The organism is Calothrix sp. CCY 0018, assembly GCF_963920925.1.
Taxonomy (GTDB): domain Bacteria; phylum Cyanobacteriota; class Cyanobacteriia; order Cyanobacteriales; family Nostocaceae; genus Rivularia.
On the sequence record NZ_CAWUDI010000005.1, the window covers coordinates 139,843 to 164,959 of the forward strand.

Sequence of the window (25,117 nt, forward strand, 5' to 3'; positions counted from 1 at the left end):
TTTCACCACGACAGCAATATAATCGAAATTTTCTCAACGCAAAACAAATTTAACCCCTTTATAGATTTTAATATGGGCATGAATTACGACTCAATGACAGAACCGGGCTTCATGTTGCCCGATTTGATTGAAATTCAACGTTCTAGCTTCCGCTGGTTTTTAGAAGAAGGGTTAATAGAAGAGCTTGATTCCTTCAGTCCCATCACAGATTATACCGGCAAATTAGAACTGCACTTTTTAGGGCAAAATTATAAGCTCAAAGAACCTAAATATGGTGTAGATGAATCGAAGCGACGCGACAGCACCTACGCGGTGCAAATGTACGTACCTACACGTTTGATAAATAAAGAGACTGGGGAAATTAAAGAGCAAGAAGTATTTATTGGTGACTTGCCTTTGATGACCGAACGCGGCACATTTATTATTAACGGTGCAGAGCGAGTAATTGTCAACCAGATAGTTCGATCCCCAGGAGTATATTACAAATCCGAAATCGATAAAAACGGTCGTCGTACTTATTCTGCGAGTTTAATTCCCAACCGGGGAGCATGGCTAAAATTTGAAACAGACCGTAACGATCTAGTTTGGGTCAGAATTGATAAAACCCGCAAATTATCGGCTCAAGTGTTGCTCAAAGCTTTAGGGCTTACCAACAACGAAATTTTCGATGCAATGCGTCACCCGGAATACTTCCAAAAAACCATTGAAAAAGAAGGGGAGTTTTCGGAAGAAGAAGCCTTAATGGAATTGTATCGCAAGCTGCGTCCCGGCGAACCACCTACAGTCTTGGGCGGACAACAGCTTTTAGATTCGCGATTTTTCGACGCAAAACGTTACGATTTAGGTCGCGTCGGACGCTACAAGCTGAATAAAAAATTACGATTGCAAATTCCAGATACAGTGAGGGTGTTGACGGCTCCAGATATTTTGGCAGCAGTCGATTACCTAATTAACTTAGAATTTGATATTGGTAATATAGACGACATTGACCACCTGGGGAATCGCCGAGTCAGAAGTGTCGGCGAATTGTTACAAAACCAGGTTCGGGTAGGTTTGAACCGTTTGGAGCGGATTATCCGCGAACGTATGACGGTATCCGATTCCGAGTCTTTAACTCCTGCATCCTTGGTTAACCCCAAACCGTTGGTAGCAGCAATCAAAGAATTCTTTGGTTCCTCACAGCTATCTCAGTTCATGGATCAAACCAATCCTTTAGCAGAACTGACTCACAAACGAAGATTGTCAGCACTTGGTCCTGGTGGTTTAACTCGGGAACGTGCTGGTTTTGCCGTCCGAGATATTCACCCTTCTCACTACGGACGTATATGTCCGATTGAAACACCAGAAGGTCCAAACGCTGGACTAATTGGTTCTTTGGCGACTCACGCTAAGGTTAATTCATACGGCTTCTTGGAAACACCTTTCCGTCCTGTAGAAAACGGCAAAGTCATGTTTGAAAAGCAAGCGCTTTACATGACTGCTGATGAGGAAGATGATTTACGGGTTGCTCCCGGTGATACTCCCCTCGATACAAATGGCTACATTATTGGTACCCAAATACCAGTCCGCTACCGTCAAGATTGGGCAACTACCACACCCGAACAGGTAGATTATGTTGCGGTTTCTCCCGTGCAAATTGTTTCGGTAGCAACCAGTTTAATTCCATTCTTGGAACATGACGACGCTAACCGGGCATTGATGGGGTCGAATATGCAGCGGCAAGCGGTACCGTTGCTCAAACCAGAGCGTCCTTTGGTGGGAACTGGTTTAGAAGCTCAAGCTGCGAGAGACTCCGGGATGGTGATAGTATCTCGTACCGACGGTGACGTTACCTTTGTAGACGCTACAGAAATTCGCGTTCGTCCCGCACCAGACCAACCCGAAGAAAAATACGAAATCTCGAAATACCAGCGTTCCAACCAAGATACCTGTTTGAACCAAAGACCTTTGGTAAGGATAGGAGAAAAAGTTATTGCCGGACAAGTACTTGCAGATGGTTCTTCTACCGAAGGTGGCGAATTAGCGTTAGGACAAAACATTGTAGTAGCCTATATGCCTTGGGAAGGCTACAACTACGAAGATGCGATCTTAATTAGCGAACGCTTGGTACAAGATGATGTTTATACTTCAATTCACATTGAAAAGTATGAAATTGAGGCAAGACAAACCAAGCTGGGGCCAGAAGAAATCACCAGAGAAATTCCTAACGTTGGTGAAGACGCGCTGCGAAATTTAGACGAGCAGGGAATTATCCGCGTTGGTGCTTGGGTAGAAGCTGGAGATATCTTAGTAGGTAAAGTTACACCTAAAGGTGAATCCGACCAGCCACCAGAAGAGAAATTATTGCGAGCAATTTTTGGGGAAAAAGCCAGAGATGTAAGAGATAACTCCTTGAGAGTCCCCAACGGAGAGAAAGGAAGAGTCGTAGATGTCCGGATATTTACCCGCGAGCAAGGTGACGAACTTCCACCAGGAGCAAACATGGTGGTGCGAGTTTACGTAGCTCAAAAACGGAAAATTCAAGTCGGCGACAAAATGGCGGGAAGGCACGGTAATAAAGGAATTATTTCCAAGATATTACCTTTAGAAGATATGCCTTACTTACCAGACGGTTCTTGTGTGGATATCGTACTCAATCCTTTGGGCGTACCGAGCCGAATGAACGTAGGACAAGTGTTCGAGTGCTTATTGGGTTGGGCAGGTCATACCTTGGGAGTAAGATTTAAGATTACGCCTTTCGACGAAATGTATGGCGAAGAATCATCCAGGCAAATCGTTCATGGCAAGCTGCAAGAAGCAAGAGACGAAACCGGCAAAGACTGGGTATATAATCCCAACGATTCCGGAAAAATTCAAGTTTATGACGGTCGTACAGGCGAACCTTTCGACCGAGCAGTGACTATTGGCGTAGCTTATATGCTCAAATTAGTCCACTTGGTAGACGATAAAATTCACGCTCGTTCAACAGGTCCTTACTCGTTGGTTACACAACAGCCATTGGGTGGTAAAGCGCAGCAGGGTGGTCAGCGTTTCGGAGAAATGGAAGTATGGGCATTGGAAGCATTCGGTGCAGCTTATACCTTGCAAGAATTGCTTACCGTTAAATCCGACGATATGCAAGGACGTAACGAAGCCCTTAACGCCATTGTGAAAGGAAAAGCAATTCCTCGTCCGGGAACACCAGAATCATTCAAAGTATTGATGCGAGAGCTACAGTCATTGGGACTTGATATCGCCGTTCACAAAGTAGAAACTCAAAACGACGGTAGTTCCTTGGATGTAGAAGTTGACCTCATGGCAGACCAAAACTCTCGTCGTACACCACCCCGTCCGACTTACGAATCTCTTACCCGCGAGTCGATAGAAGAAGAACAATAATTGGTAACTGGTAATTGCGAATAGGTAATTGGGAATTGGGAACTGGAAATAAAATTATTACCCATTACCCATTACCTATTACCCATTACCCATTACTCACAACTAACTACTAACTACTAACTACTAACAACAAAGAGATGAGAAATTCTCAAAATAATCAGTTTGATTACGTAAAAATTGGCTTGGCTTCACCCGAACGTATTCGTCAGTGGGGAGAAAGGACTTTACCCAATTCTCAGGTAGTTGGAGAAGTAACTAAGCCGGAGACGATTAACTACCGTACTCTAAAGCCTGAGATGGATGGGCTTTTTTGCGAACGAATTTTTGGCCCCGCAAAAGATTGGGAATGCCACTGCGGTAAATACAAGCGAGTACGTCACAGAGGTATTGTTTGCGAGCGCTGCGGTGTAGAAGTCACCGAATCGAGAGTGCGCCGTCACCGCATGGGCTATATCAAATTGGCCGCGCCAGTAGCTCATGTTTGGTATCTCAAAGGTATTCCCAGCTATATTTCCATCCTTTTAGATATGCCTTTAAGGGATGTAGAACAAATAGTTTATTTCAATTCCTACGTTGTTCTGAGTGAAGGAAATGCGGAATCATTAAGCTATAAGCAGTTACTTACAGAAGATCAGTGGCTAGAAATTGAAGACCAGATTTACAGCGAAGACTCTACCCTAGAAGGTGTAGAAGTTGGTATTGGTGCTGAAGCTTTGCTGCGGTTGTTAGCCGATATCAACTTAGAGCCAGAAGCTGAAACATTGCGAGAGAATATTACTAACGCTAAAGGTCAAAAACGAGCTAAGTTAATTAAGCGCTTAAGGGTAATAGATAACTTTATCGCGACTGGCTCGAAGCCCGAATGGATGGTTATGACGGTGATTCCGGTAATTCCTCCAGATTTGCGCCCAATGGTACAGCTTGATGGTGGTCGTTTTGCTACCAGCGATTTAAATGACCTGTATCGTCGCGTGATTAACCGTAACAATCGTTTGGCGAGATTGCAAGAAATTCTGGCACCAGAGATTATCGTCCGTAATGAAAAACGGATGTTGCAAGAAGCAGTAGATGCTCTTATTGATAATGGTCGTCGGGGACGTACTGTTGTTGGTGCAAATAACCGTCCGTTGAAATCCTTATCCGACATTATTGAAGGTAAACAAGGACGTTTCCGTCAAAACTTGTTGGGTAAACGGGTAGACTATTCCGGAAGAAGCGTAATCGTAGTTGGTCCCAAACTTCAAATTCACCAGTGCGGATTGCCAAGGGAAATGGCGATCGAATTATTCCAGCCTTTTGTAATTAATCGATTAATTAGAGGCGGTATGGTAAATAATATCAAAGCTGCGAAGAAATTAATCGCTAGGTCAGATCCCCAAGTTTGGGATGTTCTCGAAGAAGTGATTGAAGGACACCCAGTCATGCTCAACCGTGCCCCAACCTTACACCGTTTGGGTATCCAAGCTTTTGAGCCAATTTTGGTAGAAGGAAGAGCAATTCAGCTGCATCCATTGGTATGTCCGGCATTTAACGCTGACTTCGACGGCGACCAAATGGCGGTACACGTACCTTTATCTTTGGAATCGCAATCGGAAGCAAGATTGTTGATGCTCGCTTCCAACAATATACTTTCACCTGCTACTGGTACGCCGATTATTACGCCCAGCCAAGATATGGTATTGGGAGCATATTATTTAACCGCAGAAAATCCTGATGCTAGTAAAGGAGCAGGCGGTTATTATTACTCTTTAGAAGACGTAGTAATGGCTTACGAGCAACAGCAAGTACACCTGCACTCTTACGTTTACGTCCGCTACGACGGCGAAGTAGAACAAGATGTAGAAGATAAAAAACCCTTAGAAGTCATAGACAACGAAGATGGTACCCGTACTCTACGCTACAAATTCCGTCGCGTTAGAGAAGATGCAACAGGAAATTTACTTTCTCAATATATATATACAACACCCGGTCGCGTTATTTACAACATGGCAATTCAGGAAGCGTTAGCGAGTTAGGGAATGGGGCATTGGGCATTGGGGATTGGTTCCACCGGAGTTTTAAATTATTTAATCTACCCCCTCTCCCCATTACCAACTACCTAAAATCTAAAATCTGTCTTAGAAAGTTTGATGGGGTTGGTTTCCGTCCCATCAACTTTCCGCAAAATCTAAAATTTAAAATTGAAATGAACGAAAACATGATTTTCCGCAACCGCGTAGTTGATAAAAAACAACTCAAAAAGTTGATTGCGTGGGGTTTCACAACTTTCGGTACCGCACGGACGGCGGTAATGGCGGATAAGTTAAAGGATTTGGGTTTCCGCTATGCAACAAAGGCTGGAGTTTCTATTAGTGTTGATGACCTAATGGTTCCACCTTCTAAGCGATCGCTACTTGAAGCTGCTGAAGAAGAAATTCGCGCTACTGAAAAACGTTACCAGCGCGGGGAAATTACTGAAGTAGAACGTTTTCAGAAGGTAATTGATACTTGGAACGGTACTTCTGAAGCTCTTAAGGATGAGGTGGTAAGTCACTTTAAGAGCAATAATCCCCTGAACTCAGTTTACATGATGGCGTTTAGTGGTGCTAGGGGTAATATTTCCCAGGTACGCCAGTTGGTGGGAATGCGGGGACTAATGGCAGATCCACAAGGAGAAATCATTGACTTACCAATCAAAACGAATTTCCGCGAAGGACTTACCGTTACCGAATATATTATTTCTTCTTACGGTGCCCGTAAAGGATTGGTGGATACTGCACTAAGAACCGCCGACAGTGGTTATTTAACCAGACGTTTGGTGGACGTATCCCAGGATGTGATTATCCGCGAAACCGACTGCGGTACTTCTCGTGGTATTCCCGTTGTGGCGATGATGGAGGGAAGTAAAACTTTAATTCCTATTTCCAGTCGTCTTTTGGGAAGAGCCGTTAACGAAGATGTGGTGCATCCGAAAACTGGGGAAGTACTTGCTACTCGCAATACTGCAATTACCGAAGAACTCGCAGACGAAATTGAAGCGGCTGGGATTACAAAGGTAGAAGTTCGTTCTCCCCTAACTTGCGAAGCCGCACGTAGTGTATGTCAGCATTGTTACGGCTGGAGTTTGGCACACGCTAAAATGGTAGATTTAGGCGAAGCTGTAGGTATTATTGCCGCTCAAAGTATTGGGGAACCCGGTACTCAGCTAACCATGCGTACCTTCCACACCGGGGGTGTATTTACTGGGGAAGTCGCGCAACAGGTACGAGCCAAAGCCGATGGTACGGTTCGCTTCAAGGGTAAAGTCCGCACCAGACCTTACCGTACTCGTCACGGTGAAGATGCTCTGTTTGTAGAGGCAAACGGTATCTTAACTTTAGAACCCCAAGGTAGTCCTAAATCGGCAGGAATGGAAATTGACGTAACTAAAGGTTCAACTTTATACGTTAATAATGGCTCTAAAATTAAGCAGGGTCAACTGTTGGCTGAGGTTGCTTTGGGTGCAAGAACAACCAGAATTAATACTGAGAAAGCTGTAAAAGATGTAGCTTCTGATATTGCCGGACAAGTCAGATTTGCCGATGTCGTTGCAGAACAAAAAACTGACCGTCAAGGCAATACCACCACTACAGCAGTGAGGGGTGGTTTGATTTGGATTCTTTCGGGAGAGGTATATAATTTACCACCCGGAGCAGAATTAATAGTTGAAAACGGCGATCGCATTGAAAGTAATGGTGTAATAGCCGAAACCCAGTTGAATTCTCAACATGGTGGTGGTGTACGTTTACCCGAAGCAACTCCGGGTAAAAGTACTCGCGAGATTGAGATTATGACTGCTTCGATAGTTTTGGATCGAGCGGAAGTTACGGTTCAAAGCAGTCAAGGGCGTAACAACTATTTAATTAGTACTGCCAACAATCAAGTATTTAACCTGAGAGCAACCCCCGGCACAAAAGTACAAAACTCTCAAGTAGTAGCAGAATTAATCGACGACCGCTATCGTACTGAAAGTGGAGGATTGTTGAAATTCTCTGGGGTGGAGGTGCAGAAGAAGGGTAAGGCAAAACAAGGTTATGAAGTTGTTCAGGGGGGTACCCTACTGTGGATACCCGAAGAAACTCACGAAGTTAATAAAGACATTTCCTTGTTAATTGTCGAAGACGGACAACTGGTAAACGTTGGCGATGAAGTCGTCAAAGATATCTACAGCCAGAGTACCGGGGTTGTAGAAGTCACTCAGAAAAACGATATTCTGCGGGAAGTGGTAATTAAACCGGGCGAACTGCTAATGGTTGACGATCCAGAAGCAGTGATGAGCAAAGACGGTACTTTTGTTCAAGCTGGTGAAGAATTTCTGGGTACTACCTTTACAGAACTACGCTATATCGAATACGTAGAGACACCAGAAGGCCCGGCAGTATTGAGCCGTCCGGTAGTTGAGTTTCCCATACCAACCAATCCAGACGTACCATCCACAACTTCAGGTACTGACGAGAATGGGCGTTCTATCCAGCTAAAAGCAGTACAAAAAATATCCTATAAAGACTCCGAGCGGATCAAGTCTGTAGAAGGTGTTGAACTGCTGCGAACTCAGCTAGTGTTGGAAATTGGGCAAGAAGGAGAAGAACACAGTACCTCTCCTCTGGCAGCAGATATCGAGCTTGTTACCGATGAAAACGACCCAGAAATTCAGCGCTTGCAATTGGTAATTTTAGAATCTTTGGTGATTCGTCGCGATATTGCCGCTGATGCAACTCAAGGATCGACTAGTACTAATTTAGAAGTAGAAGACGGGCAAACCATAGAACCTGGTGCTGTAGTAGCTCGTACCCAAATCTTGTGTAAAGAAGGAGGTACTATCCAAGGTGTGAAAGTAAGCACCGATGCACCTCGTCGCTGCTTGATATTGCGAACTGGCGATACCTTTACCATTAACGTTAATGAAGCTCCTACCTGTAAAGCTGGTGACTTGTTAGTAGAAGGTGCGGAAATTGCTCCTGGAATATTCGCAGAACAATCCGGACAAGTAGTTAAGGTAGGGAGTAGGGAGCAGAAAGTAGGGAGTAGTGATATAGAAGGAAGTATAGTCCCAAGCGATGAATCTTCAAGTCATTATATTACCTTGCGAATAGGTCGTCCCTATCGAGTCAGTCCCGGTGCCATACTACAAGTTGATGATACCGATTTGGTACAGCGCGGCGATAACTTAGTACTGTTGGTATTTGAACGTGCCAAAACCGGGGATATCATCCAAGGTTTACCTAGAATTGAAGAACTACTAGAAGCTCGCAAACCAAAAGAAGGCTGTATATTAGCTCGTAGAACCGGGGAAGTTAAACCAGTTTACGGCGATGGTGATGAGGCGATCGCCCTGAAGATTCTCGAAGCCGGAGGTGTAGTCACTGATTATGCCCTTGGTCCCGGACAAAATATGGTAGTTTCGGAAGGACAAACCGTAGAAACCGGACAACCGCTGACAGACGGGCCATCTAATCCTCATGAAATCTTGGAAGTATTCTTTAATCAAGGTTCCGACGAAGGAGTTTACGCTTGTGCCAGCCATGCCTTGCAAAAAGTGCAGAGCTTCTTGGTGAATGAAGTGCAGTCGGTATACCAATCCCAAGGTATTGATATTTCTGACAAACACATTGAAGTAATTGTACGTCAGATGACATCTAAAGTACGGATAGATGATGGCGGCGATACTACAATGCTTCCTGGGGAATTGATTGAATTGCGTCAAGTTGAGCAAGTCAACGAAGCAATGTCTATTACTGGTGGTGCCAAGGCGCAATATACTCCAGTATTGTTAGGTATTACCAAAGCATCATTGAACACAGATAGCTTTATCTCCGCTGCATCCTTCCAAGAAACAACTCGCGTCCTAACCGAAGCAGCAATTGAAGGTAAGTCCGACTGGCTGCGTGGTTTGAAAGAAAACGTAATTATCGGACGATTGATTCCTGCGGGTACGGGATTCAATGCTTTTGAAGAGATGGGTATAGTTGATGACTATGCTGCCGATATGAGCAACAGCGTACTGGATGAAGTTGACGATCCGTTGGATATGGTCTTAGATGACCGTACAGCCCGTACCTATAATTTGGATTCTCCAACCATGACTCCAGATTTTGGTAATAGAACTGGTTCATCATCAATATTGGAAGATAGTAGCGATGATTTAATTGCTGATAACGAAGCTATCAAGGATTTAAGCCCAGTCCAAGATAACAATGATGACTCGGATAACGATAGCGTTTTAAATGATTTGAAAGAATTTGGACTTGACAGCAATTTCTCAGATGATGAAGAATAGGTTTCTACTAGCACCATCTTGATTTTAATTTTATAAACAATCCCAGGTATTTCCTGGGATTTTTTTTGTTTAATTTTTAACAAGAGGGTTAGGGGGAAGGGGGAATAGAGGAGCGATTATAAGGCAACTAAATATCGTTCTATACACATTGTTCGTAGTAGCGCCGCCTTCGCCTCTCGATTCAGAATTATGAGGCGAAGACGGCGCGACTACAAACCTTATTACTTGTTTAAAACTAATAGGACAAACTACTTGAAGAAGGCAGACTGTTCCCCGTTTCCAGTGTCCCGTTCTCGATAACAATTAATTTAACTTGTTGCGGAGAATAATCGGAACCAAGCTTTTCACTACAAAATCCTACATCCCGTACTTGGTTGGGCTGTATAGTTTGCCCCCAATCATAAGGAGTAACGGTGTATTGACCTTTTTCTTGTTTAAAATCGGCATTCCAAGAGTTTTGAATCTTAGCTTGGTTCATCTTGAATTTAAGTTGCCAATTTTGAACTGGTTCATTGCGATTATTGGTAATTTTAAAACTGGTGCAAAACCCCGTTTGCCAATCCGAATAAATTTCAGTGGTTGCTTTTAATCTTGCCGAGCTTGATATAGAAGTAGCAGACTGAATTTGTTTTTTTGGTTTTTTCGGTTTTTTTGGTTTTACTGGTTCTCTTACTGTTGTAGGAAGCTTTTGGGTAAATTTAACCGGAAGTAGTTGAGAAATTAATTGCTGTTTTGGTAAATCCACATTTTTCCAATCATCCAAGAGAATCCCTCCTGTATCTTCACTGTTAGGATTCCAACTCCAAACAGCGAAACTGAGATTTTTCTCCTTAATGTATTTAACAAACTTACTCATCCAAATCGCTTCCCTGTTGTCAACTAAACGTCCACCAAACTCTCCTACAAAAATAGGAGCCTTCTGCTGACTAGCAATATAGTTAAAGCCAATTTGCCAGCGATAGAGGAGATTTTGAGGGAAATTATTGTCAGAAAAATAAGGCTGATCGTACACCCCTGGACCATATTCATGGGGAGAATAAACTAACTTATTCCGAACTGATAAACGTACCGGATAGCGCAAGACACCTTCTAAATTACCTCCTTGCCAATGATTAGCTAAATATTGTCCCGGAACATTGTTTTCTACTCCTTCCACAACAATTAACCAATCGGGGTTAATTTTGAAAATCGCATTAGCCGCACGCTCTGCTGCTAATCGCCAATCTGTAGCTAAATCGTCAGTACCCCAACTAGCTTTACCGTGGGGTTCGTTTTTTAAATCTGCTCCAATTACGTTAGTTTGATTTTTATATCTTTGAGCTAGCTGCAACCAGGTATTAATCCAATCAGCTTCGGAATAACCATCTCCATACCATAATTCGGGAATTCGTTTATCGTTGAGACGATGGGAGTCTAACAAAATCAATAAGCCTTGACGTTGTGCTTCCTCAACGATTGCGTCCATTATTTCTATAGGGGTTTTCTTTTCTAATTCTCGATTGTTGCCAATGCTGAAATCGATGCCGCTAACTTCCAGGGAGCGTAATCCTTCCACAGAATATGGCAAGCGAATCAAATTGTAGCCAAGATTCTTAATTTGCAGCAGCATATCTTTATAATCCCGCTTCCACAAACCGTGAGGAGCGTGAGTTTCGGTTTCCATACCAAACCAGTTGACACCTTGGAGTAATACCCTATTTCCTTTGGCATCAACGATATTCGCTCCACGGGTTGAAAGTGGTAGTTGCATAGTTGTTGTTGCTCTAGCAAGGTTCACTTGGTTAAAAGGTGGCGTGTTTGTAAAATTACTATTCAAACAAAGCACTAAACTGATGGCAAATATCAGTATTTTTACGGTTGTTTTTTGGTTAAATGTGTTTTTATTAGGGTATTTTTGATTTGGATGAAAACATTTCCCAGAAAACACGCTAAATAAATTGATTAAAAACTTTTTCAAGAAATTAATTGAAGATAAAAAAAGATTGAAAATACGCATAAGTACTGATGCCTGTTTTAATTACTTGCAGTATTGCTTTGATACCCGGTGAGATGATTTGTTTATTATTAGTTTTTGGATTAGTTCAAAAACTAATAAAGATTGATGAAATAAAGGTGATTAATAAAATAAATAAATTAACACTCCAGATAGAGATTTGCCACTTATAACTTATTACTTAAGTATGAGGAAGCGTCAATAGGTTTTGTTCCAGGCTAAGCTAAAACTTAAGCTTGATAAGCAAAAATCTGCTTTTACAGAAAAAAAGCGGAAAAAAAAATTTATAGAAAATTTATTAAATAAGCCAATTTCTTTATCTTTTTAGCCTTGCGGTCTAGGTATTTAGCGAATAGATTGGAAACTAATAGAAGAAAAATAATTCCTGCTTTAATTGCTGTAAAGCAAAATCATAAACGTAGTAATTGAAGCATCTGCCGTATTACTTGAATAACTAAACTTTTTAATATGTCTCTATCTGCATTAGCCAAATTTATTCTGCCTCCAGTTTTAGCTTCTGCGGCTGTTTTTTCAGCCATGACAGTACCGCTAGCTGCAATAGGTGATAAACAAATTAATATCAAGTTCCAAGAAGAAACACTTTTCTTTGGTAAACTCAGAGATGTCGCTTTGCCTTACGTAGTAGTTGCCACTGGACTTAGTTTAGGAGCCGGAATTTCTGCGATCGCCATATCTGGATGGCGCAATTCGTCTCGTAAATCAACTGAAGTTGAACAACAAGTATCCCAATTGGAACTGCAATTACAGCAAAAAGAGGAATTACTCAAGGAATTTAAACTATCAGAAACTCGACTACAAGTTTCTGGGCTAAATAGTTTTTTGGAGGAACAAGTATCATCTCCAGCAAGCAAGGGTTATCCCACTTTAAACCCCGTGAGCCATTCTCAACAAGTTGAGGCACAAATTCCCCCACAGCAAGCTCCAGCAAAAAGCCAAAATACAACTTCAGCCAATGCTGCCTCGGCTTTTGCTTCGGCTCAAAACTTTCTCGGATATACTCAATCAAAAAACGATATTAACCAAGAACTTGCTAACATATCTCAAGCAAATAAAACCAGCATAACACCAGCAGAGTTTGAGCAATTACAAGCACAACTCAGAGATATGATGTTGCAAATGCAGGCAATGCAAAACAATTTATCATCAACGCCTCAACCTACAAATACCCCTCAAAGGCAAGATTCAGAAACGATTAGTATTCATTACGATACTTACAAACCTCAAGAGGTGCAATTTGGTTAAAAATTCCAGGTTTGAGTACCAACCATAGCCTTAGAATAAGAATCTTTTTTTGTAGCAGTGATTTATCAATTACTGCTACTTTTCATGTTGTTATTAGATGGGATGGTGCGTTGCTCCTAATAACACACTCTACGGATTTTCATCCTCAATATAAGAAAGAGTTAAAACTCTTACTACAAACCTTTATTACCCCCGTTACCCATTCCCTATAAATAATAAAGCCCGCTATGATAACGGGCTTGATTACTAATTACCGCAAAAACTCAGAACTTAACGGGGGAGAATTAGTCTGCTGGGATTTGGCTAGGGGAGGTAAAGTAGCTGTAGAATCTTGCGCTACATTCGCTTTGAGTTGATATCGATTTCCCCAGCCATAATTAAAATTGTCCGCTTGTTGAGGTGGTGTTGTTTTACCTATAGGTAGGGAGATAGAGCGATACTGGCTTGCCTGTACGTATTTTTCACCTTCACTGGTAAACCGAAGCGATTTTCCTTCAAGCTGCTGGTATTGTGGGGTCAATTCTTGAGAATTTTCTCCATCTGAAACTGGTAATTGACCTACTGGGTTAAAAGTCGCAATAAAGCTGACTTCACTTTCAGGGGTTAATTTTGCGTAATTTTTATTTAACTGCCATGCTTCCTCGAAATTACCATTGGGCGCTACTTGCCAAAGATTTAAGTCTGCTTCCCATTTTCCCTGTTTGACTTCTACGATTTGGCGAGCCAAAATTGAACGGTTTATATTTTCATTATTATCGCCGACTATTTCTTCTCCGTTAACTTTAGCCGATGCTCGTAAATAACGAACTGCTGTAACGGCAATACGGCTGGATTCGGGTAAATTTGTTGTGCCTGCAACTTTGTATAAACCTTTGCTATCTTCCCGCTGTATGGCCTGTATTTCTAGCTGTACTTTGCTTTGCGATTGATTTACACAGCCACTTGCTAATAAAACCACGCTAGAAGCTATAACGGCACGTGCTGCTACGGGTGTTCTGGTTCTAAAGTTGGTAAAAAAACTAAAATGTTGCTGTTTCATAAAATTAGTGTTAATAAAAGCGGATGGAATGTGTAATAAACGCATTTTGATCTATTTTGCCCAAATTTATCTACAGATTGAGTACCTTTACGAATTCTTATTGTATTTTTACTGGCTTGACAAAATACGTATTATCCCCTCGATGATATCGTTTTTTTTTGTTAAAGTGGCGACATTATAGAACGCAAATATTTACTTATAGATTAATTGGGGTAATGAAGTCTAAAATACTACATAGTGAAATATATATTTTGATCGAAGAATTCCACAAATACAAACCTTGTGCCCTGTTTTGTGCTGCTTCTATCTCAATTTTATCGACTTTGAGTGTAAGCAATAGTTCGCAAGCTCAAACAAGATCCCCGCAGCAACAAGCAAATAAAGCTTCGCAGTCACTAGACTTGCTGCAAGTACCGCAATCAGCGATACCGAGTGGGAGAACAAAACTTAAATTAGAAACAGTTCCACCACCACCAAATGTGGGTTCTAATATTCGTGCTACTTTACCCAGTCAAAAAGTAGAACAGTATTTACCCCTAGAGAATATCAAGCAATTAGAAAACAGTTTTATCCAGGAACAGATAACTGGTAAAACTAAACGCCCCATAGAGCAATCTATAGCAGTGGAAAGGGATGCGAAATCTATAGGTGGGCCGCAAACAGGGATTTATGAAGCAAGGCAATTAAGCGCTCAAGCTGTTCCATTGCCAGCACCACCTGGTAGCAGTTTAGAATTTACTTCTCCTGACTTTAATTCGAGCGCGACTGTTGCTCCTTTACCACCACTCCCAGGTACTACTCCGCAGCAGCAGTCGAATACAGGGAATGTACCAACATTCAATCAGTTACTAAATTCTAGAACTAGCAATGTATCTCAATACCCTGTGAATGCTAGCGCTTCAAATGCACCAACATTTGAACAGATGCTTGATGCTTACCGCCGGGAGCAACCGTCAGTTTCTGTAACTTCAACACCTACTTTTAATACCCTATTAAATTCCCAAGGAGGGATGCGTCCATCTGCTCCACTGAATCGGGCCCCTATGCGATCGCCTATCAAGAGTTCTCAGGCTCCACTAGTTCCACAAAACAATGAATTAAACCCTTTAAGAAGCAGTGCGGCTTTAAGGGAATCTTCTTTAAGAGTCGAAGGTGTTTTTGTAACTCAAGGAGATAATACTTCAGCAAGAGCGAGACTTTCCGGAACTTATCCGCTCACCCCTCAAGTGTTGTTTGGTGCAACTTTGGATTTGACGAGTGAGGATAGCTCGTTTGATGATTCCCGACGGGAAGGTTTGAATATCAACGAACTTTATCTCGCAACATCTCTGACGGGTTTACCTAATTTACGATTTGCAGTTGGCCAGTTAGATTTAACATCTTATTTCGACCGCAATAGCTTTGCTAAAGATGGAGCCAGCCAGTTTTTTAATCCGGTATTTCAAACCAATCCAGCTTTAGCATCGACAGGAATAAGTTCAAAGCCTGGACTTTTAGTTAACTGGAGCGTGACGGACAATATTGACGCTAAAGCTGCTGTTTTTTCATCATCTGATGCTTTAAGCAACTTTAGTTTGGATGGATTTGCTGGTGAAGTTGGAGTTCGTTACGGTAATGCGATTATTCGCGGTACTTACAGTACTGCTAGAGATGGTGGAAATCGCGATTCTTTTCCACAAAGCTTTCAAATCGATCGCGGAAACGGTGAGTTTGGAGTTTTGGAGGACGATCGCGAAGAAGCATATGGTTTGAACGCTGAAGTTTTTATTCCCAAAATGAAACTAGGTTTATTTGGACGTTACGGACGTTACGAAAATAGAGATTTAGGAGAAGGTGCAGATACATACGTTTTCGGCGCTAGTTTCTTAGATTTATTTACCCCCGATGACAGATTGGGATTGGCTTACGGACGCGCTTTATCCAACGAAGATGAGCGTGAAGGAAAGCAGCTTGATGTATTAGAGCTTTATTACGATTTTCAGTTTCTTGACAATTTACGATTGGGTTTTTCCGTTCAGGGAAGAGACGACTTTAACGAAACAGTTCTCGGTGTGAGGATTAAATCAGAGTTTGATGTAACTCCAAGGGGGAGAATGACTCGATGAATCACAAATTCAACTTGAGCTTGTTCTACAAAGCTAATTTATCCCAACAAAAACGAACGCAAAGTAAAACCATTGTGGGAATTATTTTGCTACCTTTTCACTTATTTGTTTTTACTAGCCCAATCGTACTGGCAACTTTAAACAATATAAAACCCGTACAGGCTCAGTCATCTGGAGCCACGCAAGAGGGTTACAATTTGCTCAAAAAAGGATGGGTAGATGATGCGATTAAAGCCTTTCAACAAGCTTTGAGAAGCAATCCGCAATCTTTACAAGCCAAGCTAGGTTTAGCGATCGCTTATAACCGAGCAGGGCAAATTGAAGATGCGTTCCAAGCTTATCAACAAGTGTTAGCGTTAGATCCCAGCAATCAAGCAGCCTTAAGAATTGTGGGCATGATGGGTACTTATCGTCCGGAATGGAACAAACCCGGTATTAAGGCTCTCAATACTTTGCTCGAATTAAATCCCGATGATTTGCAAAGCCGCTATTACCGGGCTTTGCTTTATTCTTATCAAGGACAATTTAGCGAATCGGTTGCCGACTTTGAAATAGTGTTGGCAAATAATCCCACACCAGAAGCAATCATCGGAGCGGCTCAAACTTACAGCTACAGTGGTGATTATCAAAAAGCTAAGGAATTATTCAACCGCTATAAAGCCAGTGGCAAACAAATAACAGATTATGCTGCGGTTGCTTACGCTCTTACCTTACGCAAAACTGGTAATCCCCAAGAAGCGATCGCAATATTAGAAAGCCAGCTACAGCGTTCTGAAACTTTGGATCAGTTAGCGATACTTGCTCGCGCACAACTGTCTCAAGCATATATTGCAAATAAACAATCAGCCGAAGCTTTAGCGGTTTTAGATCCTTTAGAAGGTAGAGAAGACGCGATTTTACCTTTGGCTAGAGCGCTGAATGAAATTCGTAAAAATACCGATAATGCTTCCTTGGCGCAAAGAGTCACCAGTCTCTATCGTCAAGCTCTTGCTAATAACCCTAATCCTTCGCCCAGTCTGCTGCGAGAAATCGCCAATGTCTTTACTGGTTTACCTCAAGGAGAGGAAACAGCATTGCAAATTTATAGACGTTTAGCTTCTACCTTACCCAACGATAGAAGTTTGATGGTGCGTCAGTTCGGTTTGGAATATAAATTGGGAATGGTTTCCAAAACCGATTTGAAACAGCGCTTAGCAACAACATTGCAAAATTTACCTACAGATTCTGTAGAGTTGCAAGAGTTAGCTTTAGCATTAGCCGATATAGATGCTCCCTCACCTCAACTTCTACCCGTATATGAAAATATATTGCAGACGGGAGTTAACGCACCGTTTTTGAATTTTCGGGTAGCTCAGATGTATCTGGAACTCGAAAATACAATTCAAGCAAGACAGGCTTTAGCAGTTTATACGGCAACATCTCAAGGTGCTAATGACATGGCAACACAGTTGCTTGCAGCGGAAATCGAAAGAAGGGAAGGCAACTTAGAAGCCAGCGCTCAACGCTACTTTGCCATACTTAACGAAAACCCCCAAGAGGAAATTACTGATGGTGCTTTGCGCGGATTGGTAGGGGTAAGAGTCCAGCAAAAGCGTTTTGAGGAAGCTTTAGTTGTATACGAGCAAGTTATAAAACGCAATCCACAAGATATTACCGCTCAGTTGGGACAAACTAGCGTCGCTTATCAAGCCAAACGTATTTCCAAACCAGAAGCAGAAGCTGTTTTGGATAATTGGTTAGCAACTCAAAAAGCAACTAATACCCCACCAGAACTATACAGTTTGGTAACACAATTACCTACCGACCCCAATCGCGAAGCTCTGTATAATTACTTAGTGGAACTTGACCCTAGCAGCATTAGATTGCAGCAGCGCTTGCTCGAAACTATAGCTCAACGAAACCCCCCTGAAGCACGTTTGCGAATGAAGCAGTTGATTGCTAATGCTCCAGATAATGCTAATTCACAACAGAGAGTAGCTTTATTAGCTAAAGCTATTGGCGATTTTAAGACGGCTGGTAAAGCTTATGAAAATATTCTCAAAGAAGAACCAGATGATATAGACGCTTTGGCTGCTTTAGGCGGAATTCGCTTTGAGCAAAGACGATTTGGTTCGGCAGAACAAATTTATTCCACAGTGTTGGAACAAAACCCCCAAGATACACAAGCACGCCGCGCTCTGGCTGGACTGAATGCGATTTTTGACAAGCCTTTAGCAGCGATGAAAGCCTTAGAACAACTGCAAATTGAGCAAATTGCCAGCGGTGAAAAAGACCCAGAAATTTATAATCAGATGCAGCAGATACAAGAAGATTTTCTGCAAAGACGTGGTTTTCAACCACCTTGGGAAAGTTACGAGCGTCGGGGTAAAAATTAATAGTGAAACAAATTTTTGATGAAGAAAAATGTCTTAGTTAATTACACCCACCCTTCAAGGGAATAGTAAGACAAGAAGTTTCTCAAATATAAGTTTGAGGAAATTTACTGAGAATAATTAATACAAACGGCTATTAAGATGAACTATCTTCCAAAAGCAGTAGCTATATTGAGCATAATTACTTTGTGCGGCTGTAAAGGGGGTTCTTCAGCAACTAATATCGAAAAACCAGGCATACAATCTTTGGAATCACCACCTCAGCCATCTGTTATCGATGGTAATAGCGTTCAATTTTCGTCAGCCCTTCCAGCTTCGACTCCTAACAGAGAGTTATTGGTGGAAAGCTGGGATAGCTATCGTCGTCGTTTTATCCAGAGAGATGGAAGAGTGATTGATTACGAAGCTAGCGATCGTTCGACTAGTGAAGGTCAAGCCTATGCAATGTTGCGAGCAGTCCTGATCGATGACTCAGCAACCTTTGCTCTCACTTTAAATTGGGGAGAAAATAATTTACAAAGACTAAAAAATGGCAAACCTGTAGATAATTTATGGGCTTGGAAGTGGGGACGTACATCTGATGGTAACTGGGGTGCTATAGATAAGAACTTTGCTAGTGATGGGGATATAGATGCTATTACTGCCTTAATATTGGCATCAAGACGCTGGAATCGTCCGGAATACCTCAAAATAGCAAAAACTAAATTAGAAGATTTGTGGAAGTATTCAACTGTAGTTGGATCTGAAAACAAACGCTATCTACTGCCAGGTCCGAAAGCTGCATTTGTAAAGGATTCATCGATTATTCTCAATCCTTCCTACTTCGCTCCCTATGCTTTTCGGTTATTTGCTCAAGTTGACCCCGAACGAGATTGGTTGAGTTTGGTAGATACCAGCTATGAAGTATTGGAAGATTCCAGACAACTGAGTGCTGTAAATTTACCTAGTGACTGGGTTGCCCTGGATGCAGAAACTGGAAAATACCAACCCTTACCTGCCGATAGTCCGATCAAAAGCGTATATAGCTTTGATGCATATCGAGTTTGGTGGCGAATCGCATTAGATGCAAGCTGGTTTAATTCATCACGGGCGCGAAGCTATCTGGAAACATCCATTCAGTACCCGCTCAAATTGTGGCAAGAACAATCGAGCATACCAGCGCGGATAAACCTAGAAGGTAAAGCTTTAGTAAATTACGAAGCGACATCTCAATATGCCATGCTCTATGCAGCAACTAACCTGATACAGCCAGAATTGGCTCAAGAATTGCTAGAGAAAAAATTGCTACCTCAATACCAACAAGAAGTTTGGGATGATAACGAAGCTTATTACACTCAGAATCTAGCTTGGTTGGGGTTGCTATCTCCATCAGCAATTCCTCCAGAACTTTTGCAAAGTAATTAAAAAGTTATGGCGTTTTTATCTGGAAAGCGAATAAAATGTTGGCAGCAATACTTAAGTAATAAATCTTATTACTTAGCTCAAGCATTTACCGCAATCAAATAAACATTTTTAAACCAAAAACATACTCAACTTACCGGTGGAATTAAAAAAATTGTGTTATGAAGCATCTATTTAACTTTAAAGCGGTGAATAAAGCATTTCTTATATCTTTTTGTTTGCTATCGGCTTTACCAACTGCACAAGCTACTACTCAAAATCAATTACAAAACTCTGAAGGATTTTTATTAGCACAAGCAGCTAAAAGCTCGAAATCTTCCCCAACTAAATACGATGACAAATACGTTTTAGAATTCAATCGTAGTCCAATAGTTGGCAACCGAATGCGTTTGCGAGGAGTCTATTCTGAAGGTCGTTTGGCTTTTACTCGTCCTCGTGGTTGGGATGTAGGAGATGTCAAAGCTGAAATTCACTTTCAACATTCGCCAGCACTGTACGCGAATCGCTCTAACTTAACAGTACTAGTTAACGATCGCGCTGTAGGTAGCATCCCTCTAAATCGCAAACAATCCCAAGTCGGTCGAGTACTTTTAAACATCCCTCCAAAGCTGCTGCAAGAATATAACGAACTTAAGATTGTAGCCCAGCAGAATAATACAGAAGGATGTAGCAACCCCGGCGATCCAACTCTATGGACGGAGATTCTACCAGACTCAAAATTAATTTTTAGCTATAACCCTAAAGAAATTCCGCTCAACTTCAGCAACTATCCTTATCCCTTCTTTGATAACCTCAATTTAGACACTAACCGCATCGTTTACTTAAAGCCCCAAAGTACCAGTCAATCTTGGTTGGAGGGAGCAGCCCGAATACAGGCTTCATTAGGTAGACAAGCAGAATTTCGTCCCATAGAGACAGATTTAATCTCAGATATCTCTGATGTGTCAGCCGATCAAAGATTGGTCATCATCGGTACTCCTGCCGAACAACCAGCCCTAGCAGATTTAGATTTACCTCGTAAAATTACGGGTTCTCAAATTTTAAATGCTGATGGGACAGCAATACCAGAGGATACAGGAGTCTTAATCCTAACCACTACCAAAAAAGGTAAAGTTCCTGTTCTAGTTGCCACTGGAAATGGTGCAGTAGGAGTAGCTAAAGCTGCCAGGTTATTAGCACAGCCCTCTTCCCAGAAAATAGGCACCGGGCAAGTTGTTTTGGTCAATAAATTAGAAGAGGCTGACACACCAGGAAAGAGAGAATGGCCCAGCTATTTACCAGAATCGAATAACTTTCAGCTAAGCGAAATCAAAACTCAATTTAACGGTGATGCTTTCAGAGATGTTAGCGTCCGTGGTTCTGCTGCCCCACCAGTTGAAATAGACTTCCGTGCATTACCGGATGACAGATTTGTACGCGGTAGTTCGATGAACCTGGTTTACAGCTATAGTCCGCAGATGAATCCTAGAACCTCTGCTGTAGAAGTGTTACTGGATGGAGTTTTTATTGGTGGAGCGCGTCTAGATTCAGACGAAGGAGCAATACGTAAAAACCTGAAAGTAGATTTACCAGCTAAATTGGTTAAGCCTGATTCTAAGCTTCAAGTGTTTTTCCGGATGAATCCCAAAGAACCCTTTGATAAAGCAAACTGTATCAGTCCACCAGATCAACAGCTTTCAGGTACCGTTCATTCCGATACCAATTTTGATTTAAAACGGGAAAATTCCGTACAGCTACCCAATCTTCAATTAATGCAGTATGGCTTCCCCTTTGCTGCACCTCAAGATTTATCTGAAACAGCGATCGTACTTCCACAAGAACCGAGCAGTAGCGATGTCTTGACAATGCTTGCTTTTAGCGAACGTTTGGGAAGATTAAGTCGTGCAGATGCAGTCAAACTAGATGTCTATACCGCAAACACATTGCCCCCAGAAGTGCGTAACAAGGAACACTTAGTAGGAATTGGGACGCGAGAGAATTTCCCTTTACCTGACGTATTCAAATCTCCAGGCTTTAACTTAGGTAGGTCATTCGGTCGCGGTTCAGCCCAAGCCAGCGTTACAGTTCCTCAAGATAGACAAGGAATGATTAAGCAAATACTCTCTCCTTGGAATGGCGATCGCGTTGTGTTGGCTTTGACTGCTCAGACGGATACTGGGTTAGAAAGAGTACAGGAAGTATTAAGTAAAGACCCTTGGTTCTTCCAACTGAAGAAGGATACGGTATTAATTAGCAGCGACAAGGAAAACCCCGCAGCTTACGACCCAGATAGCTATCAGCTAGCATTTTTTGACAATGCTCCTTCAAGTCGTCGCATCGAAGATACCAGTCTTCTGAGCAAAATGACGCGGATGCTACAGGAAAACTGGCTGTTAGTACCTGCGGGTATCGTTGGTTTATCTCTGATTCTCTACGGAATTGTTCAGCTTTATTTGAAGCGGATTTCTGCTTCTAACAGAAGCTAGGAATAGTTAGTAATTGGTAATGGGTAATGGGTAATAGGTAATTGTTAAAGTTCCCCGTTCCCTATTCCCCGTTCCCCAATCCCTACTTCTGTAAAATCGCATCACCTTTAATTAAAAAAAATTAAAAACTTGCCATGTCCTCTTCAGTCAAAAACTCTCCAAAAAAAAGCCAGCGCTTTAACATAAGCAGATGGTTGATTGACTTAACACCCAGCTTTTTTGATAAAACCTTAGAAAAAGTCGGAATCAAACATTTTAAGTGGTTCATTTTACTGCTATTAGTATTATCAATTCCACTGATTGTTACACCGTTAGAAGTTTGGCAGCAAGGAGCCATCGCTGTTTTTCTGGTATTACTAGGTCAGCTAGTATTAGGAGCAGAAGAACAGGAATCTTCTACAGAAGTTGGTCAGTATTATCACCTGTTTATGGTGTGGCTGAGTCTGGTAACGACAATGCGGTATTTATATTATCGTCTGAGCTACACGCTCAACTTTGACGGATGGATAAATAGTATTGCTTGTTTGACACTACTAGGAGCAGAATTATATGCAATTTTCAGCTTAGTATTAGCGTACTTTCAAACCTTAAAAATTAAAGAGCGTAAACCCATTGATATTTCTACCATTCCCCAAGATGAATGGTTTAATGTTGATATTTATATTCCTACCTACAACGAAGACGTTGAGATTGTTCGTAAAACAGCATTAGCAGCTTTAACTTGCGATTACGCTCCCGGTAAAAAGAAGGTTTACGTTCTTGATGATGGTCGTCCTGAAAAGTATAAAGAAGACGACCCAAAAAGAGAAACTTTCCGCATCAGACGAGAAGAGTTGCAGCAAATGTGCGAAGAACTCGGCTGCATCCATATGGGACGAGATACCAACGACCATGCTAAAGCTGGTAACATTAACACTGCTTTTTATAAAACAGACGGCGATTTAGTTCTAATCTTAGACTGCGACCACGTTCCATCTCGGCAATTTCTTCTACACACGGTAGGTTTCTTTTACGACCCCAAAGTATCCTTCGTACAAACTCCACACTGGTTTTATAATCCAGATCCCTTCGAGCGCAACTTACTTACCGACGGAAAAATCCCTGTAGGTAACGAACTGTTTTACAAAGTACTGCAAAAAGGTAATGATTTTTGGAACGCATCATTTTTCTGCGGTTCAGCGGCAGTTATTCGTAAAACTCACGCTTTAGAAGTTGGAGGAATTGCGGTTGAAACGGTAACAGAAGATTGTCACACAGCATTACGTTTACACTCAAAAGGTTATAAATCCGTTTACTACGACAAAATCATGGTAGCGGGGTTAGCACCAGATACCTTTTCAGCTTATGTAGGTCAGCAAGTACGCTGGGCTAGGGGAATGGCTCAAATTCTTAGAATTGAAAACCCATTATTTAATACCAAGTTAAATCTAAATTTTGCTCAACGAATTTGTTATTTGAGCGCAACTTCCCACTTTTTATATGGTTTCCCCAGACTGATATACGCAATCATTCCTACCTTATTCTTATTATTTGGAATTAATCCCATCCAAGGTTTGGGTTTAGAAACTTTAGCATATGCCGTACCGCATATTCTTCTTTCCCTAGCTACCAACCACATTATTTATAAACACGTCCGATTTTCCTTCTGGAACGAAATTTTTGAATTCGTAATGTCTTTCCAAGCGGGTTGGGTAACATTATTAGCCTTGATTAATCCTGGAATGGGTACCTTTAACGTTACCGATAAAGGGATAAACGTTACCAAACGTACCTTTGACTGGGCATCAATGCGGGGTTTAATCATAGTAACAGTATTAGTAGTTAGCTCTTTACTAGCAGTTCCTTATTGGTTATTACTAAGACCAGAAGATACAGAAGCAGTATTAGTTAACACCTTATGGTCTGGCTTTAACTTGATTCTATTATCAGCAGCTTTACTTGTAGGATTTGAACAACCACAAATTCGTACCGCTCACCGCTTAGAAAGACAACTTCCGGTAGTAATTTCTAGCGACGAGCAAACCATCATGGGAGAAACGATTAACATTTCAGAAACTGGTGCTTTGATATCCTTAGAATCATGGTCAAATTTACCAGACGAAGTACAAATTGAAGTCATGGGAGATTTTGACGCTCGCGTTGTTATTACAGCAAGAGTTGTACGAATTACTCCGGTAAATGAAATAGAGACTCATTTGGGAGTAGACTTTGTTAATCTCAATCGTACCCAATTGGATGACTTATCCTTGGTTATGTTTTCCGACGTAAAAGAATGGTATTCACAAAACCGAGAAAACGCGGATAAACCATTTGCTTCTCTTGGTTTCTTAGCCACCAGTATCACTCGTTCTCTACGGGAACTTAAACCAACTACAAGCAAAAAAATACGCAGGCAGGTAAACACCAGCGCCCAACTATATTGGGATGGACATTTCTTTAGTGGAGTTGCTACCGAATTAGGAATAACAGGTTTACGGTTGGAATTAGATAGTAAAAAAGCTTTATCAAGTGATGATAGATTGCTTGGAAAACAAGATTTAGAAAAAATGCAAACGATGAAACCGTTAGTTGGTTTGCTGTTGAGTCAAAGCAAAAATTCTTCACCCACTAGATTTGTTGCTGAAATCAATATAGTTGAAGAAGAACGCGGTAAAGTTGCTATAGAGCTTAATTTCCCTGAAAAATTCCGTAACAAACAATCTCCAAAAATCAAGCAGTTTTTACGAAATAACTTAGAAGACAATTTTGGTAGGAGTGATATTGCCGCTTAAATATTTGATTTTAACTCAAAATTATTTGTAAGAAT

At 41.6% G+C, this 25,117-nt stretch carries 11 protein-coding genes; 9 read left to right on the plus strand and 2 right to left on the minus strand.

Annotation, left to right across the window (positions count from 1 at the left end; translation table 11 throughout):
- Nucleotides 1–78 precede the first annotated feature (78 nt).
- From rpoB to ACM03V_RS05510, 3 genes are all read left to right on the plus strand, one after another.
- Nucleotides 79–3,378: a DNA-directed RNA polymerase subunit beta gene (gene rpoB / locus ACM03V_RS05500; protein ID WP_414619751.1), complete on the plus strand. Its 3,300-nt coding sequence runs from the start codon at nucleotides 79–81 to the stop codon at nucleotides 3,376–3,378.
- Nucleotides 3,379–3,515: 137 nt separating this feature from the next.
- Nucleotides 3,516–5,393, plus strand: coding sequence for a DNA-directed RNA polymerase subunit gamma (locus tag ACM03V_RS05505; protein ID WP_414619752.1), 1,878 nt, complete (start codon nucleotides 3,516–3,518; stop codon nucleotides 5,391–5,393).
- 170 nt (nucleotides 5,394–5,563) lie between these two features.
- Entirely contained in the window at nucleotides 5,564–9,673 is a 4,110-nt protein-coding gene (locus ACM03V_RS05510; protein ID WP_414619753.1) for a DNA-directed RNA polymerase subunit beta', read from the plus strand.
- Between the two features lie 235 nt (nucleotides 9,674–9,908).
- Here ACM03V_RS05510 and ACM03V_RS05515 read toward each other — a convergent pair whose 3' ends face one another.
- Nucleotides 9,909–11,423, minus strand: coding sequence for a cellulase family glycosylhydrolase (locus ACM03V_RS05515; protein ID WP_414619754.1), 1,515 nt, complete (start codon nucleotides 11,421–11,423; stop codon nucleotides 9,909–9,911).
- Between the two features lie 711 nt (nucleotides 11,424–12,134).
- On the opposite strand from ACM03V_RS05515, the gene ACM03V_RS05520 reads away from it, so the two are divergent.
- Nucleotides 12,135–12,929 carry a hypothetical protein gene (locus ACM03V_RS05520; protein ID WP_414619755.1) on the plus strand — a complete coding sequence of 265 codons (795 nt, stop codon included), beginning with the start codon at nucleotides 12,135–12,137 and terminating at the stop codon, nucleotides 12,927–12,929.
- Between the two features lie 250 nt (nucleotides 12,930–13,179).
- Here the strand turns inward: ACM03V_RS05520 and ACM03V_RS05525 are convergent, their stop codons facing one another.
- Nucleotides 13,180–13,968, minus strand: a complete 789-nt coding sequence (locus ACM03V_RS05525; RefSeq protein WP_414619756.1) for a hypothetical protein — start codon at nucleotides 13,966–13,968, stop codon at nucleotides 13,180–13,182.
- Nucleotides 13,969–14,183: 215 nt separating this feature from the next.
- Here ACM03V_RS05525 and ACM03V_RS05530 point away from each other — a divergent pair, with 215 nt between their 5' ends.
- The 5 genes from ACM03V_RS05530 to bcsA all read left to right on the plus strand — a co-directional run bounded on the left by ACM03V_RS05530 (nucleotide 14,184) and on the right by bcsA (nucleotide 25,082).
- The gene (locus tag ACM03V_RS05530; RefSeq protein ID WP_414619757.1) at nucleotides 14,184–16,073 is read left to right on the plus strand and encodes a carbohydrate porin; all 1,890 of its coding nucleotides are present in this window, start codon (nucleotides 14,184–14,186) and stop codon (nucleotides 16,071–16,073) included.
- Nucleotides 16,070–18,448, plus strand: a complete 2,379-nt coding sequence (locus ACM03V_RS05535; RefSeq protein ID WP_414619758.1) for a tetratricopeptide repeat protein — start codon at nucleotides 16,070–16,072, stop codon at nucleotides 18,446–18,448. The genes ACM03V_RS05530 and ACM03V_RS05535 overlap by 4 nt, the downstream gene beginning before the upstream one ends.
- A 138-nt stretch (nucleotides 18,449–18,586) precedes the next feature.
- Nucleotides 18,587–19,849, plus strand: a complete 1,263-nt coding sequence (locus ACM03V_RS05540; RefSeq protein WP_414619759.1) for a glycosyl hydrolase family 8 — start codon at nucleotides 18,587–18,589, stop codon at nucleotides 19,847–19,849.
- Nucleotides 19,850–20,007: 158 nt separating this feature from the next.
- Nucleotides 20,008–22,311: a cellulose biosynthesis cyclic di-GMP-binding regulatory protein BcsB gene (locus ACM03V_RS05545; RefSeq protein WP_414619760.1), complete on the plus strand. Its 2,304-nt coding sequence runs from the start codon at nucleotides 20,008–20,010 to the stop codon at nucleotides 22,309–22,311.
- Nucleotides 22,312–22,445: 134 nt separating this feature from the next.
- The gene (bcsA, locus tag ACM03V_RS05550) at nucleotides 22,446–25,082 is read left to right on the plus strand and encodes a UDP-forming cellulose synthase catalytic subunit (protein ID WP_414619761.1); all 2,637 of its coding nucleotides are present in this window, start codon (nucleotides 22,446–22,448) and stop codon (nucleotides 25,080–25,082) included.
- Nucleotides 25,083–25,117: the final 35 nt, after the last annotated feature.

Bases quoted from the DNA above. Each gene is read 5' to 3' on its own strand.
- rpoB (WP_414619751.1), top strand. From the start codon at position 79: ATGAATTACGACTCAATGACAGAACCGGGCTTCATGTTGCCCGATTTG.
- ACM03V_RS05505 (WP_414619752.1), top strand. From the start codon at position 3,516: ATGAGAAATTCTCAAAATAATCAGTTTGATTACGTAAAAATTGGCTTG.
- ACM03V_RS05510 (WP_414619753.1), top strand. From the start codon at position 5,564: ATGAACGAAAACATGATTTTCCGCAACCGCGTAGTTGATAAAAAACAA.
- ACM03V_RS05515 (WP_414619754.1), bottom strand. From the start codon at position 11,423: ATGCAACTACCACTTTCAACCCGTGGAGCGAATATCGTTGATGCCAAA.
- ACM03V_RS05520 (WP_414619755.1), top strand. From the start codon at position 12,135: ATGTCTCTATCTGCATTAGCCAAATTTATTCTGCCTCCAGTTTTAGCT.
- ACM03V_RS05525 (WP_414619756.1), bottom strand. From the start codon at position 13,968: ATGAAACAGCAACATTTTAGTTTTTTTACCAACTTTAGAACCAGAACA.
- ACM03V_RS05530 (WP_414619757.1), top strand. From the start codon at position 14,184: ATGAAGTCTAAAATACTACATAGTGAAATATATATTTTGATCGAAGAA.
- ACM03V_RS05535 (WP_414619758.1), top strand. From the start codon at position 16,070: ATGAATCACAAATTCAACTTGAGCTTGTTCTACAAAGCTAATTTATCC.
- ACM03V_RS05540 (WP_414619759.1), top strand. From the start codon at position 18,587: ATGAACTATCTTCCAAAAGCAGTAGCTATATTGAGCATAATTACTTTG.
- ACM03V_RS05545 (WP_414619760.1), top strand. From the start codon at position 20,008: ATGAAGCATCTATTTAACTTTAAAGCGGTGAATAAAGCATTTCTTATA.
- bcsA (WP_414619761.1), top strand. From the start codon at position 22,446: ATGTCCTCTTCAGTCAAAAACTCTCCAAAAAAAAGCCAGCGCTTTAAC.